Consider the following 13,084-nt stretch of genomic DNA (forward strand, 5'->3'; position numbering starts at 1 on the left):
AATAACTTAGCCTCATGAAACAATTACTATTTATATTATTCATTTATTTATCATCTTTAAACTCTGTTCATTCTGAAGAAAGGGAAGCTCGAGGTTTAGTGAGTGCAACTGAAAAAGTTTCAATTTCCAGTGAAATTGCTGCAAGAGTTCAAAGTATTAATTTTTTATTAGGAGATGCCTTTAAAGAAGGGGATGTGCTGATTAGTTTTGATTGTGAAATTTATAAAGCACAAAAAGATGTAATTAAAGCCGAACATGAGAGTGCAAGAATACAATTAGAAAATGATAAAGAGTTATTAGAACTAAGATCAATTGGTAAACTCCAATACCAATTAACAGTTTCAAATTATGAAAAGGCTAAAGCAGAATTGAGTATTGCAACTTTAAATGTGGATCGATGTGAAATCATTGCTCCTTATGATGGAAAAGTGATGGATGTTTATACAACTATTTTTACCAGTATAGAACAAAGACAACCCTTAATGGACATTGTTGGGGATGGATTATTAGAAGCTGAAATTGTTGCTCCAAGTAATTGGCTTAAATGGTTAAAAAAAGGACATAACGTAAAAATCATTATTGATGAAACTGGAGAAACGTTAGATGCAACCGTTATTAGTTTAGGAGCTACAGTGGATGCAATTAGTCAAACAATAGAATTAAAAGCACAGTTTAATGAAAAATACGATTCATTAATACCTGGAATGAGTGGGATCGTTAAATTTTGAGTGAAGATAAAAACATAAAAGTTGCTCGGTTATTTGGTTTAGAAAAAAAAGCAAGAGAAGCAAGATCTCAAGACGAACTACATTTTGTAATCGCAAATGAGACAAGACAAATTATCGATTATATCAGTGCGTTTTTATTATTAAAAACACCAGCGGATAAATTTAATATTAAAGCAACCTCTGATTTAGCTACAGTTGATAGAACGTCACCTTTACTTACTTTTATAGAAAACTTTGTGAACAACGATAAATCGTTAAGTGATAAAGAAATTCAAAATTTAGAATTAGACAAAATTGCTAAAAATATTAATTCTGAGAAACCAAAAAATTTACCCGAAAACATTTTATTTATTCCAATTATTTCACCTCAAAAAGGCCTACAAGGTTATTTATTATTAGTAAGAAGTGAAAAATTTTCTGAAAACGAAATTGAACTTGCCGGACATTTGTCTTCAACTTATGGTCATGCTTTTAATTCGTTCTTAAAAGATTTTTCAATTAAAAATCATTATAAAAAATATTTAACTGGAAAAAAATCATGGAAAATTTATGCAGCTATTTTTATAATTTTAATTTTACCTATTCGAATAACTAGTACGGCTCCAGTTGAGGTTATAGCAAAAAATCCAAGCTTAGTTACTTCACCATTTGATGGGGTGGTTAAAAATATTGTAGCAAGTAATAACGATAAAATTAAGCAAGGTGATTTATTGGTTTTATTAGAAGATATCGAACTTAAAAATAATTTAAATATTACAAACCAATCCCTTCAAGTAGCTCAAAAAGAACTTCTTCGAAGCAGACAATCATCCTTTACGAATAATGAGGAAAAAGCTCGATTAGCAGAATTAGTGGCACAAGTTGAATTAAAAAAAGTAGAAGTAGCATCAGCACAAGAAAAGCTAAAAAATACAAAATTATTTGCAAAACAAAAAGGAATTGCAATTGTAGATCAAAAAAATGATTGGCAAGGACGACCCGTTGCAGTGGGTGAAAAAATTATGACTGTTGCAAATCCTGATGAAGTTGAGTTTTTGATATGGTTGCCGGTTAAAGACTCGTTAGTGATTAAAGAAAATTCTAAAGTTAAAGTGTTTTTAGACATCAATCCAATTAGCTCGTTAAAAGGAAAACTTTTAAGATCTTCTTACGAACCTTCTTTGTCTCCTGAAGAAATATTATCTTATAAATTAGGAGCTAGTTTTGAGGGAAAAAAACCTCCAAGAATAGGATTGAGAGGAACGGCTAAAGTTTATGGTTCAAGAGTTTTTCTATTCTATTATGTTCTTAGAAAACCAATTACTTTTGTAAGACAATTAATAGGAATATGATCGTTCCTTATCTAAGACAAGATTTAGAAGTTTTTCGTGGTAATAGCCGTGAAGATGGTTCGCCCGCATGGCTTTTATATGATGCAATTCGAAATAAATACTTCACACTTGGTTTAACTGCTTTTAAACTTATTAAAAACTGGAGTGGAGGTGAAGATATTAAAAACTTTGAAAAGAAAATTAATTCATCAGGAATTGAAACCAGTGAAGATGAAATAAAAAGTTTTATTAGTTTTCTTCACCAAAATAATTTAATTGTCCAACCTTCCGGTCAAAACGTTAGCTATTTACTACAACAAAAAAATAGCATGAAGAAGAGCTGGTTATTATATTTAATACACAGTTATCTATTTTTTAAAATTCCATTATTTAAACCAGACAATTGGCTTTCTAAAACTTTAAAATATGTAAAATATTTTGGTTCAAAACGATTTAGAAATATTACTTACTTCTTTGGTTTTGTTGGTTTATTTTTAGTCGCTCAACAATTTGAAACCTTTAAAAGCACTTTTCTTTATTTCTTTTCTTTTCAAGGGTTAATGCTTTATTTCTTAACTTTAGTTTTTGTAAAATGTCTTCATGAATTAGGACATGCTTATATTGCAAAACACTATGGCTGCAGAGTATCTGCGATTGGAATAGCTTTTTTAGTTTTTTTTCCATTTTTATATACCGATACAACTGATGCCTGGAGACTTAGAAATCACAAAGAAAGATTATTAATTAACTTTGGTGGTATACTTACAGAATTACATCTAGCGTTATTTGCAACTTTTATTTGGGGAATTTTACCTGAGGGTGGATTTAAAAGTGCAGCCTTTTTCATTGCAACAACATCATGGATTTCATCCTTAACGATTAATGTAAGTCCTTTCATGAGATTTGATGGCTACTATGTTTTTTCCGATTGGTTAAAAGCTGAAAATTTACAACCTCGTTCATTTGCTCTTGCAAGGTGGAAAATAAGGGAAACTTTATTTGGTCTTAATCATAGTCCTCCAGAAGAAATTAACCCCTCAAGAAGATGGACTTTTATCGTTTATGCTTGGGCGACATGGCTGTATCGATTTTTTCTATTTTTAGGTATTGCACTTTTAGTTTATCACCTAGCATTTAAATTTTTAGGAATCATACTGTTTGCGGTTGAAATTTATTGGTTCATTATGTTACCGGTAATTCGTGAAGTGAATAATTGGTACAAATTAAAATCTGAAATAAAATTTAACAAACAAACCAAAAGAACTTTAATCATTATTACTGCTTTATTAATGGTTTTATTCTTACCCTGGAAGTCATCTTTAAAAATACCTGCAGTATATATTTCTGAGCAGTATTTAAAAATTTACGCACCTTATCCTTCAATGATTAAAAGAATATTAGTTGAAAAAGATGATGAAGTTGAAAAAGGACAAAATCTAATTGAACTTTATTCGCCTGATTTAGAGAATGAAATTATTTCATTAAGAAGAAATATAAAACTAATCAAGACAAAGATTAATCGATTAAGTAATTCAGCAGGAAATATGGATCAATACTTAACGTTACAACAAAGATTAATTGCTCTACAAACAGAATTATCTGGTCTTACAAAAGTTCAAAATAAGCTTTTAATTAAAGCACCCATTAAAGGAAAGATAAAAGATTTTTATAATTTATCTGAAGATATGTGGGTTAGTAATTTAGATCAACTTTTAGGTATTGTTCAATTCGGTACTGGAAAGGTAAAAGGATTTATTAAAGAAGAACAAATAGATCGATTTTTAGAAAAAAACCCAGCTGTCTTTATTCCAAACGATGGAATTCATGATAAAGTTTATTTAGTTTCAAAATCACTAGATTTATCTGCTGTTAATAATCTTCCTTACATTTCATTAAGCTCAATTCATAATGGTCCAGTTGCTATAAGAAATTTTACAGGAGGAAAATTTCAATATCGTCCACAAACAGCACATTATATTGCAGACTTCAAACTTGCGAAACGTAGTAAAATTCAATTCGAATTACCTGGTTATGTTCATATTGAAGGGAGTCGATACAGCCCTTTTACAAAATTGTTTAAAAATATTATTGCTATTCTTGTAAGAGAAAGTGGTTTTTAAATATCATTAGTTTATTAAACCTAAAATGGACGTCTTTTGATATAAAAAGATACATCAAATCGATTATAAATTTTAAAAATGAAAGTTATAAATAATAAAAAAGGTTTTACCTTAATTGAATTATTAGTGGTAGTTGCCATCATTGGTATTTTATCATCTGTCGGGGTTGTTGCTTATAATGGGTATACAGCTGGGGCTAAAGAATCAGCTTGCAAAGGTAATTTTAGAACCATAGTTAAAGCTGTTTATGAAAATATAATGTGGTGTGAGCTTAACCCAACAATTAATTTTTTGTGGAGTTCACAACAATCTCGAGAATATGATTGTGGTAATTTGGAGGAAGAAAACTATAACAGAAACTTAAATGCAACTTCAGAAGAAATATTAGCCAAGCTTACTGTAAATCAACTTGGTAATATGGATAGAATTAGAGAGCTTGCCGCTGCAAGAGGGAAAGAGACAAAATTAGATTCAAGATCAACACTTAAAACGATGACTAATCCCTACACTGGTTATACTGTTCTTGATGCTGCTTCACCCAATGCATATTATTATGGAGATAAATATGATCAGAGAGGTAAAGTAACTCTTGGAAAAAAAGATAGTAGTGGAAATGAATTAGGCTTTGCAAATTGGAAGGCGGAGGAAGAGGGACAACTGTTTCTAATAACTAAATGTGGTGATAAAGTGATAGAATACGAATTTGATATCTATTGAAAATTTATATGTTTTCTTAAAATGAAAGTAATAAATAATAAAAAAGGTTTTACCTTAATTGAATTATTAGTGGTAGTTGCCATCATTGGTATTTTATCATCTGTCGGGGTTGTTGCTTATAATGGGTATACAGCTGGGGCTAAAGAATCAGCTTGCAAAGGTAATTTTAGAACCATAGTTAAATCTGTTTATGAAAATATAATGTGGTGTGAGCTTAACCCAACAATTAATTTTTTGTGGAATACCACACAATCTTTGGAATATGATTGTAATAATATGTTCGTTGGCGGCAGGGACACTGTGTATACGGAGTACACGAAAAATGAAAAAATAGCCAGGCTTACTATAGATCAAATTGCTATTCATGATTTATCGCTACCAGGTGACATAGCGCGGGGGAAAAAGACGAAATCAGGCTCAAGATCAACACTTACCTCGATGACTAATCCCTACGCGGGAAAAACTGGTTATGGTGTTTTTAATGCTAGCGGAACCAGGGAACTATATGAAGGAGATGAATATGATCTGAGAGGTCAAGTAACTCTTAGAAAACAAGATAGTAGTGGAAATGAAATAGCTGCGAATAAAGAGGGACAACTGTTTCTAATAACTAAATGTGGTGATAAGGTGATAGAACACGATTTTGATTTCTATTGAAAATTTATATGTTTTCTTAAAATGGATAAATAATTAACATAAAATACTTCTTTCCATTTTCATATTTAATGTCTATAAGATACTACCATGGCGCGATATATCTTTGTCACCGGCGGTGTGGTTTCTTCTCTTGGTAAAGGTCTCTCTTCAGCATCGTTAGCTTATCTATTACAATCAAGAGGTTACAAAGTTAGAATTAGAAAACTAGATCCGTATTTAAATGTGGATCCAGGAACTATGAGCCCATTTCAACATGGTGAAGTTTTTGTGACAAATGATGGTGCTGAAACAGATTTAGATTTGGGTCATTATGAAAGATTTTCAGGAATATCTGCAAAAAAATCTGACAATATCACAACAGGAAAAATTTATAGTGATGTAATTAAAAAAGAACGTAAAGGAGGGTATCTTGGAAAAACTGTTCAAGTTATTCCACATATAACTGACCGTATTAAAGAGTTTATAAAAAATGATACCTCAAAGGAAGATTTTGTAATTTGTGAAATTGGTGGAATAGTAGGAGATATAGAAAGCCTTCCATTTGTAGAAGCTATCAGACAATTTTCAAATGATGTGGGGAAAAAAAATGCTTTATTTGTTCATTTAACTTTAGTTCCTTACCTTAAAGCATCAGATGAAATTAAAACAAAACCTACACAACATTCTGTAAAAGAATTAAGAAGCCTTGGTATACAACCAGATATCATCATTTGTAGATCGGAAAGACCTATTCCATTAGATCATAGAAAAAAAATATCATTATTTTGTAATGTGGATATTAAAAATGTAATTCAAACTGTTGATGTTAAAACTATTTATGAAGCTCCAATTAGTTTCAATAGAGAAAACTTAGATAAACAGGTGCTTGAATATTTTAAAATTAAATCAAGGAAAAAAGTTAATTTAAATCCTTGGAAAAAGATTACAAAAATAGTTTTACAAACAAAAAAATCTATTAATATTGCAATAATTGGTAAATACGTTGACCTTAAGGATGCTTACAAATCCTTAGATGAAGCACTAACTCATGGTGGTATTGATAACAATTTAAAGGTTAACTTAGTCAGAATAGATTCTGAAAATTTAAAAATTTCTGAAATAAAAAATAAATTAAAGGGAGTTTCTGGAATTTTAATACCAGGAGGATTTGGCAAAAGAGGTACAGAGGGTAAAATTGAAGCAATTAAGTTTGCACGAGAAAAAAAGATACCTTTTTTTGGAATTTGTTTTGGAATGCAAATGGCTATTATTGAATTTGCTAGAAATAAGTTAAAAATTAAAAAAGCTACATCAAGTGAGTTTGGAAGCACCGGTACTCCAATTATTGGTTTAATTACAGAATGGAATAGAGATGGAAAATTAATAAAAGGAACAGATAAAGATCTAGGTGGTACGATGAGACTTGGTCTTTATGAGGCTAAATTAAAAGAAAATTCATTAATTAAAAAAATCTATAAATCAAGATCAATCCAAGAAAGACACAGACATAGATACGAAGTTAATATAAGCTATAAAGACCAATTTGAAAAAAATGGCTTAATTTTTTCAGGGCTATCTCCAGATAAAAGACTGCCAGAGATTATTGAGTTAAAAAACCATCCTTGGTTTATAGCAGTTCAATTCCATCCTGAATTTAAATCTAGACCTTTAGCACCACATCCTTTATTCTCATCATTTATCAAGGCTGCAAAAAATTATAAATGAAAAATATTAAAGTAAATTGTGGAAATATTGAAATCGCAAATAATAATAAAATTTGCATTATTGCGGGTCCTTGCCAACTTGAAACCGAGCAACATGCCATGGATATGGCGGGTAAAATCAAAGAAATTACTTCAAAATTTAATATGGGTTTTATTTATAAAACCTCATTTGATAAAGCTAATAGAACAAGTTTAAAGGGTCAAAGAGGTGCGGGTCTCGAACAATCTTTACCTATTTTTGATAAGATTAAAAAAGAATTAAATGTTCCGATTTTAACAGACATACATAATGCTGAGCAATGTTCTGTAGTAGCTCCTTATGCTGATGTATTACAAATTCCAGCTTTCTTATGTAGGCAAACAGATTTATTAATTGCTGCTGCTAAAACTGGAAAAATTATAAATGTTAAAAAAGGTCAATTTCTTGCACCATGGGATATGGTTAATGTTACAAAAAAAATTGCTGACTCTGGTAATAATAATATTTTAGTTACCGAAAGAGGTGCTAGTTTTGGATACAATACACTTGTATCTGACATGAGGTCACTTCCTATAATGGCAAAAAATGGATATCCAGTTATCTTTGATGCTACGCACTCAGTGCAACAACCTGGAGGTTTAGGTGAAACAAGTGGTGGTCAAAGAGAGTTTGTAGAATACTTAGCAAGAGCTGCAGTAGCTGTAGGTGTTGCAGGTGTCTTTATTGAAACACACCAAGATCCAGATAATGCTCCATCTGATGGACCTAATATGGTTCCGTTAGATAAATTAGAAAAATTACTATCTCAGCTACACGAAATAGATAATTTGATTAAAAAATAAATGAGTAAAATTTTAAAGATTAGAGCTCGTCAAGTTTTTGATAGCAGAGGAAACCCCACAATTGAAGCTGAAGTTTATTCAAAAAAATTAAGTGCATCTGCCATTTGTCCATCGGGTGCCTCAACGGGAACTTACGAAGCATTTGAAAAGAGAGATAGTGCTAACAAAAAATATTTGGGTAAAAGTGTTTTAAATGCAGTAAAATTAATTAATACTAAAATCTCTAAAAAACTATCAGGTAAAAATATTCATGATCAAACACGTATCGATACAATCTTAATTAATCTTGATGGTACTAGACAAAAAACAAATTTAGGTGCTAATGCGATTTTAGCAGTATCAATGGCTGCTAAAAAACTTTCAGCAAAGATTAAGAATATTCCACTTTATAAAACTTTTTTAGTAAAAAATAATTATAAATTACCATATCCATTAATGAATATTATTAATGGGGGTGCACATGCTAATAACGGATTAAGAATTCAAGAGTTTATGATTAGACCTGATAAAGCTAAAAACTTTTCAGAAGCAATGAGAATATGTTTTGTTGTAATTAATAATTTAAGAGACTTAATTATAAAGAGAGGCTTATCAACCTCTGTTGGTGACGAAGGTGGTTTTGCTCCAATGATCAATAGTAATGAAAAAGCTTTAGATTTAGTTGTTGCAGCAATTAATAAGTCTGGTTTTAAAAATGGCAAAGATGTTTCGATTTGCTTAGACGTTGCAGCAAATGAATTAATCAAAAAAGATAAGTACTCTATTCATTCAAAAAAATTTGTTTCGGTAGATCAATCTATTAAAGAATATAAAAAGATAATAAATAAATACAAAATTAAATCTATTGAAGATCCATTTGGAGAAAATGATTGGATGGCATGGAGTAAATTAATGAAAAATACCAATAATGTGCAAATAGTTGGAGATGATTTGTATGTAACTAATTTAGAAAGACTTAAAAAAGGCTTTTTAAATAATTCTTCAAACTCTATATTAATTAAACTCAATCAAATTGGTACGGTATCTGAAACACTTGAAGTTATAAAGTTTGCACAAATTATTGGATATAAAACAATAATTTCTCATAGATCTGGAGATAGCGAAGACACTTTTATAGCAGACCTGGCTGTAGGTACAAATTCAAATCAAATAAAAACTGGATCTTTAGCTAGATCAGAACGTGTTGCAAAATATAATCAATTATTACGTATAGAAGAAGAGCTTGGAAAAAAAGCATCAATGAGTAAAATTCATTAATGCTGGGGAAATTAAAAAAAAATTATTTTTTATTAATCTCTACTTTTTTAATACTTTATTTTTTCTTTAACCTTCTAGATGGTGAAAGAGGTCTTTTTTCTTATTTTAAAAAAAAAGAAATTTTAGTTAATTTAAAAATTGAAGAAGCTAATTTATCTAATAAAATCAAAGAGCTTGAATTTAAAAACTCTCTATTAAGTACTAAATTAGACCTAGATTATGTTGAAACCTTAATTAGAGAAAAATTTATGTTTGGCAAAGAAGGAGAGACCCTTTATATAATTAAAAAGAATGACAACTAAGCCAAGACATCCAGAAAAAGTTAACAAACCTTTAAATCCAATCAAAAAAAAACCTGATTGGATAAGATCTAAACTTGTTAATAGTAAAGAGTTTTTTCTAACAAAAACAATTGTTAATAATAATAATTTAGTAACGGTATGTCAGGAAGCTAACTGTCCAAATATCACAGAATGTTGGAGCAAAAGACATGCAACATTTATGATAATGGGTGATACTTGCACAAGAGCATGTGCTTTTTGTGATGTAAAAACAGGCAAGCCAGGAAAACTAGACTCATTAGAACCCGTTAAAATAGCTGAAGCCGTAAAAAAATTAAATTTAAAACATGTCGTAATCACTTCCGTTGATAGAGATGATCTCGACGATGGAGGATCAAATCATTTTTTTGAGGTAATTGATCAAACAAGAAAAAAAAATCCTAATACATCAATTGAAGTTTTAACACCTGATTTTCTAAGAAAAGGAGATGCTTATAAAAAAGTACTAGAAGCTAATCCTGATGTTTTTAATCATAACATTGAAACTGTGCCTAGACTTTATTTAAAAGTAAGACCAGGCTCTAGATATTTTTCATCATTAGAACTCTTAAAGAATGCAAAATTAGTTAATAAAAATGTTTTCACAAAATCAGGATTAATGGTTGGATTAGGTGAAAATAAAGAGGAGATCATTCAAGTGATGGATGATCTAAAAGCAGCTGATGTAGATTTTTTAACTGTTGGTCAATACTTGCAACCCTCTGTAAGACATCACCCTTTAGATCGTTATTACCATCCAGATGAATTTAAAGAGTTAGAAACTATTGCAAAATCAAAAGGATTTTTATTAGTTTCATCGACACCTTTAACTAGATCTTCATATCATGCAGATGAAGATTTCGCTAAACTTCAACAAAATAGAATTAATAATCATTAATGCCTAAGGCATCAGTTAAAAGAAGTATAAATAAAAAAAAAATAAACTTATTGAGTTTGTTTTGGATATCGAAAAATATCCAGAATTTATCCCTTTTTGCCTAGACTCAAAAGTCTACGATAGAAAAGATGAAAATAATCAAATTTTAATCATAGCAGATTTAACAATTGGAAAGGGTCCTTTTAGCGATACTTATAAAAGTGACGTTAGATTTAATAAAAAAGATGACACGATTAATGTTACTAATTTAGATGGACCACTAAAACACTTACAAAATAATTGGAAATTTATAGAAAATAATAACATCACTGAGGTTTATTTTGATGTTGATTTTGAAATTAAAAATAAGTTTTTAAATTTGTTAATGGAAAAATCTTTTGAATTTGGTTTAAATAAAATTGCTGATGCTTTTCAAAAAAGAGCTGAAACAGTATAAAAAATTTAAAAAACTGCTCAAATTAAAGAGCTAACAATATCCAAGGCCCTTTTAACTGAAGCTTTTTGAATTGAGCTTCTTGTTTTTTGTTTAAAAATATTTTTTGTTATCACCAATTTATTGGATCTTTTTACTCCTATATAGACTAATCCGATGGGTTTGTTTTTAGTTCCACCATTAGGACCTGCAATTCCAGTGACAGATACATTTATTTGAGCTTTAGATATCTTTGCTAAATTCTTAACCATAGCCTCACAACATTCAGCGCTAACAGCACCATATTTTTCGATAATACTTTTATTTACATTTAAAATATTGATTTTTGCTTGATTAGAATAGGTAATAAGACCTATGTTGAATACTTTAGATGCACCACTAATAGAAGTAATAGATGCAGCTAACATCCCTCCTGTGCAAGACTCAGCAAAAGATATTTTAAGTTTTTTTTTGATTAATTTTTTTACAATATTTTTCATTATAAAATGTAGCTCTTTAAAATCATGAAACACACAAGAGTTAGAACCACATAAAAACCAGCACAGATATCATCCATAATTACACCAAAACTATTCTTAAAGTTTTTATCAAAAAAGTTTACAGGAAATGGCTTCATGATATCAAAATATCTAAAAAGAATAAAAAATAGAGCATAATAAACAATAGCTTCAACACCATCTTTTGTTGTTCCATGAGATATCTCATAAAGATATATAGGAATTGATTGACCTAAAAATTCATCAATTATGATTTCACCAGGATCCTTATTTTCACTATTTTCTATATAACTTGAAACAGCATAAAATGAGTAAATAAATATTATTATCAATCCAAATAAGATTATATTTGGTGAAATATTTAAAGTGTGGAATAGATAATAAAGAATAATTACAGTCGCCAGTGACCCAAATGTTCCAGGCATATATTTAATTTTACCAAGACCAAACATAGTAACTAATAATGAGTTGAAGGAATTAATCATTTTTAATAACTGAGGCTATAACTTCACAAGCTATAGCTTTTTCTTTACCAATTACACCTAACTTTTCAGTTGTTTTACCTTTTATATTAATTTGAGTGGGAGAGATATTACAAATTTTTGCAATACAGTTTAATATTTGTTTTTTATATTCTTGAATTTTAGGTTTTTGAGTAATGATATTAATATCAAGATTATTTATTAGATAACCTTTTTTTACAGTTTGCTTTATTATTTTGCTTAACAGAATTGTAGATCTGATATTTTTAAATTTCTTATTCTTATCAGAGAATTTTTCACCAATATCACCCATAGAGCAAGCTCCAAGTATAGCATCTGTTACAGCGTGTAACACAGGATCTCCATCTGAATGACCTAATGTACCAATAGGTGAGGGTATCTTAATTCCACCTATGTAAAGCTTCTTATTAGGAACCAACCTATGAACATCAAAACCTATTCCAAATTTTATTAAATTATTAAATTTAATATCTGAATTTATTGTAATTTTATTATTAGTAGTTTCGCCCTTTATAATCTTTATTTTTTTACCAGCTCTTACAAATAAGTTAGCATCATCAGTAACTTCCTCACTTTTATTATTTTGAAGTGCAAAAAGTTTTTTATAGTTAAATGCTTGAGGTGTTTGGATTAAGTAAATATTTTCTCTTTTTAAATTTTTAACATTATTCGAAATTTTCTGCTTAACTGTATCAGCAGTTTGAATTGCAGGAATTACACAATCATTTGATTTTAATTCATTCATTAATTTATTTAAAAGCTTTAGAGAAAAATTTGGTCTTGCAGCATCATGAATTATTACATTTTTAAAATTATTTTCTTTAATACTTTTTAAGGCATTATAAGCAGACTCTGCTCTTGTTTTACCACCTATGATAATTTTGATGTTTTTAATATTAAGCTTATTGATAAAATTTTTGTGTTTTTTATTTACTACTAGAACAATTTTATTAAATTTATTAAAAACTTTAGCTTTATCAATTGAATGCAATAATAAAGGTTTACCTTTATAATTTGTGTAGGGTTTTGGAGTATTTGAATTAAATCTTTTACTTTCACCTCCAGCAAGTATTATAAAGCAACTATTCATGATAAAAATATATAACACATTATTTTGTT

The 13,084-nt window shown here is 29.2% G+C and carries 14 protein-coding genes; 11 read left to right on the forward strand and 3 right to left on the reverse strand.

The genetic code is table 11. The features are described from left to right. Positions 1–14: 14 nt before the first annotated feature. The 11 genes from AC5SL9_RS02670 (at position 15) to AC5SL9_RS02720 (ending at position 10,968) form a co-directional block, all read left to right on the forward strand. Positions 15–728, forward strand: coding sequence for an efflux RND transporter periplasmic adaptor subunit (locus AC5SL9_RS02670; RefSeq protein ID WP_006996985.1), 714 nt, complete (start codon positions 15–17; stop codon positions 726–728). Further along, entirely contained in the window at positions 725–2,059 is a 1,335-nt protein-coding gene (locus AC5SL9_RS02675) for an efflux RND transporter periplasmic adaptor subunit (RefSeq protein WP_006996984.1), read from the forward strand. The genes AC5SL9_RS02670 and AC5SL9_RS02675 overlap by 4 nt, the downstream gene beginning before the upstream one ends. After that, a complete protein-coding gene (locus tag AC5SL9_RS02680; RefSeq protein ID WP_494574314.1) occupies positions 2,056–4,158 on the forward strand; it encodes a site-2 protease family protein in 2,103 nt (700 codons plus the stop codon). The genes AC5SL9_RS02675 and AC5SL9_RS02680 overlap by 4 nt, the downstream gene beginning before the upstream one ends. Before the next feature lie 78 nt (positions 4,159–4,236). Beyond that, positions 4,237–4,875: a pilin gene (locus AC5SL9_RS02685; RefSeq protein ID WP_494574315.1), complete on the forward strand. Its 639-nt coding sequence runs from the start codon at positions 4,237–4,239 to the stop codon at positions 4,873–4,875. A gap of 21 nt (positions 4,876–4,896) precedes the next feature. Next, positions 4,897–5,532, forward strand: coding sequence for a type IV pilin protein (locus tag AC5SL9_RS02690; RefSeq protein ID WP_494574316.1), 636 nt, complete (start codon positions 4,897–4,899; stop codon positions 5,530–5,532). An 87-nt stretch (positions 5,533–5,619) separates the two neighbouring features. Continuing rightward, a complete protein-coding gene (gene pyrG / locus AC5SL9_RS02695) occupies positions 5,620–7,236 on the forward strand; it encodes a CTP synthase (RefSeq protein ID WP_494574317.1) in 1,617 nt (538 codons plus the stop codon). After that, complete coding sequence (gene kdsA, locus AC5SL9_RS02700; protein ID WP_018414091.1) at positions 7,233–8,057, forward strand: 3-deoxy-8-phosphooctulonate synthase; 825 nt, start codon at positions 7,233–7,235, stop codon at positions 8,055–8,057. Before pyrG ends, kdsA begins: the two co-directional genes overlap by 4 nt. Then, on the forward strand, positions 8,058–9,314 hold the full coding sequence (gene eno, locus AC5SL9_RS02705; protein WP_018414092.1) for a phosphopyruvate hydratase: 1,257 nt from the start codon (positions 8,058–8,060) through the stop codon (positions 9,312–9,314). Further along, the gene (locus AC5SL9_RS02710; protein ID WP_006996975.1) at positions 9,314–9,616 is read left to right on the forward strand and encodes an FtsB family cell division protein; all 303 of its coding nucleotides are present in this window, start codon (positions 9,314–9,316) and stop codon (positions 9,614–9,616) included. Before eno ends, AC5SL9_RS02710 begins: the two co-directional genes overlap by 1 nt. After that, positions 9,606–10,532: a lipoyl synthase gene (gene lipA / locus AC5SL9_RS02715; RefSeq protein WP_018414093.1), complete on the forward strand. Its 927-nt coding sequence runs from the start codon at positions 9,606–9,608 to the stop codon at positions 10,530–10,532. Before AC5SL9_RS02710 ends, lipA begins: the two co-directional genes overlap by 11 nt. A 61-nt stretch (positions 10,533–10,593) precedes the next feature. After that, positions 10,594–10,968: a type II toxin-antitoxin system RatA family toxin gene (locus AC5SL9_RS02720; RefSeq protein WP_494574318.1), complete on the forward strand. Its 375-nt coding sequence runs from the start codon at positions 10,594–10,596 to the stop codon at positions 10,966–10,968. 17 nt (positions 10,969–10,985) lie between these two features. Here AC5SL9_RS02720 and AC5SL9_RS02725 read toward each other — a convergent pair whose 3' ends face one another. From AC5SL9_RS02725 to ispD, 3 genes are read right to left on the reverse strand one after another with little or no spacing between them, the layout of a single operon-like run. Continuing rightward, positions 10,986–11,477 carry a CinA family protein gene (locus tag AC5SL9_RS02725; RefSeq protein ID WP_018414094.1) on the reverse strand — a complete coding sequence of 164 codons (492 nt, stop codon included), beginning with the start codon at positions 11,475–11,477 and terminating at the stop codon, positions 10,986–10,988. Beyond that, positions 11,444–11,947: a phosphatidylglycerophosphatase A family protein gene (locus AC5SL9_RS02730; protein ID WP_494574319.1), complete on the reverse strand. Its 504-nt coding sequence runs from the start codon at positions 11,945–11,947 to the stop codon at positions 11,444–11,446. The genes AC5SL9_RS02725 and AC5SL9_RS02730 overlap by 34 nt, the downstream gene beginning before the upstream one ends. Further along, the gene (ispD, locus tag AC5SL9_RS02735; RefSeq protein ID WP_494574320.1) at positions 11,940–13,055 is read right to left on the reverse strand and encodes a 2-C-methyl-D-erythritol 4-phosphate cytidylyltransferase; all 1,116 of its coding nucleotides are present in this window, start codon (positions 13,053–13,055) and stop codon (positions 11,940–11,942) included. The genes AC5SL9_RS02730 and ispD overlap by 8 nt, the downstream gene beginning before the upstream one ends. Positions 13,056–13,084 lie beyond the last annotated feature (29 nt).

It is taken from the genome of Candidatus Pelagibacter sp. PS_37, from assembly GCF_059417825.1.

What these genes read in the sequence shown, in the direction of transcription:
- AC5SL9_RS02670 (WP_006996985.1), top strand. Translation starts at nt 15, where the DNA reads ATGAAACAATTACTATTTATATTATTCATTTATTTATCATCTTTAAAC.
- AC5SL9_RS02680 (WP_494574314.1), top strand. Translation starts at nt 2,056, where the DNA reads ATGATCGTTCCTTATCTAAGACAAGATTTAGAAGTTTTTCGTGGTAAT.
- AC5SL9_RS02685 (WP_494574315.1), top strand. Translation starts at nt 4,237, where the DNA reads ATGAAAGTTATAAATAATAAAAAAGGTTTTACCTTAATTGAATTATTA.
- AC5SL9_RS02690 (WP_494574316.1), top strand. Translation starts at nt 4,897, where the DNA reads ATGAAAGTAATAAATAATAAAAAAGGTTTTACCTTAATTGAATTATTA.
- pyrG (WP_494574317.1), top strand. Translation starts at nt 5,620, where the DNA reads ATGGCGCGATATATCTTTGTCACCGGCGGTGTGGTTTCTTCTCTTGGT.
- kdsA (WP_018414091.1), top strand. Translation starts at nt 7,233, where the DNA reads ATGAAAAATATTAAAGTAAATTGTGGAAATATTGAAATCGCAAATAAT.
- eno (WP_018414092.1), top strand. Translation starts at nt 8,058, where the DNA reads ATGAGTAAAATTTTAAAGATTAGAGCTCGTCAAGTTTTTGATAGCAGA.
- AC5SL9_RS02710 (WP_006996975.1), top strand. Translation starts at nt 9,314, where the DNA reads ATGCTGGGGAAATTAAAAAAAAATTATTTTTTATTAATCTCTACTTTT.
- lipA (WP_018414093.1), top strand. Translation starts at nt 9,606, where the DNA reads ATGACAACTAAGCCAAGACATCCAGAAAAAGTTAACAAACCTTTAAAT.
- AC5SL9_RS02730 (WP_494574319.1), bottom strand. Translation starts at nt 11,947, where the DNA reads ATGATTAATTCCTTCAACTCATTATTAGTTACTATGTTTGGTCTTGGT.
- ispD (WP_494574320.1), bottom strand. Translation starts at nt 13,055, where the DNA reads ATGAATAGTTGCTTTATAATACTTGCTGGAGGTGAAAGTAAAAGATTT.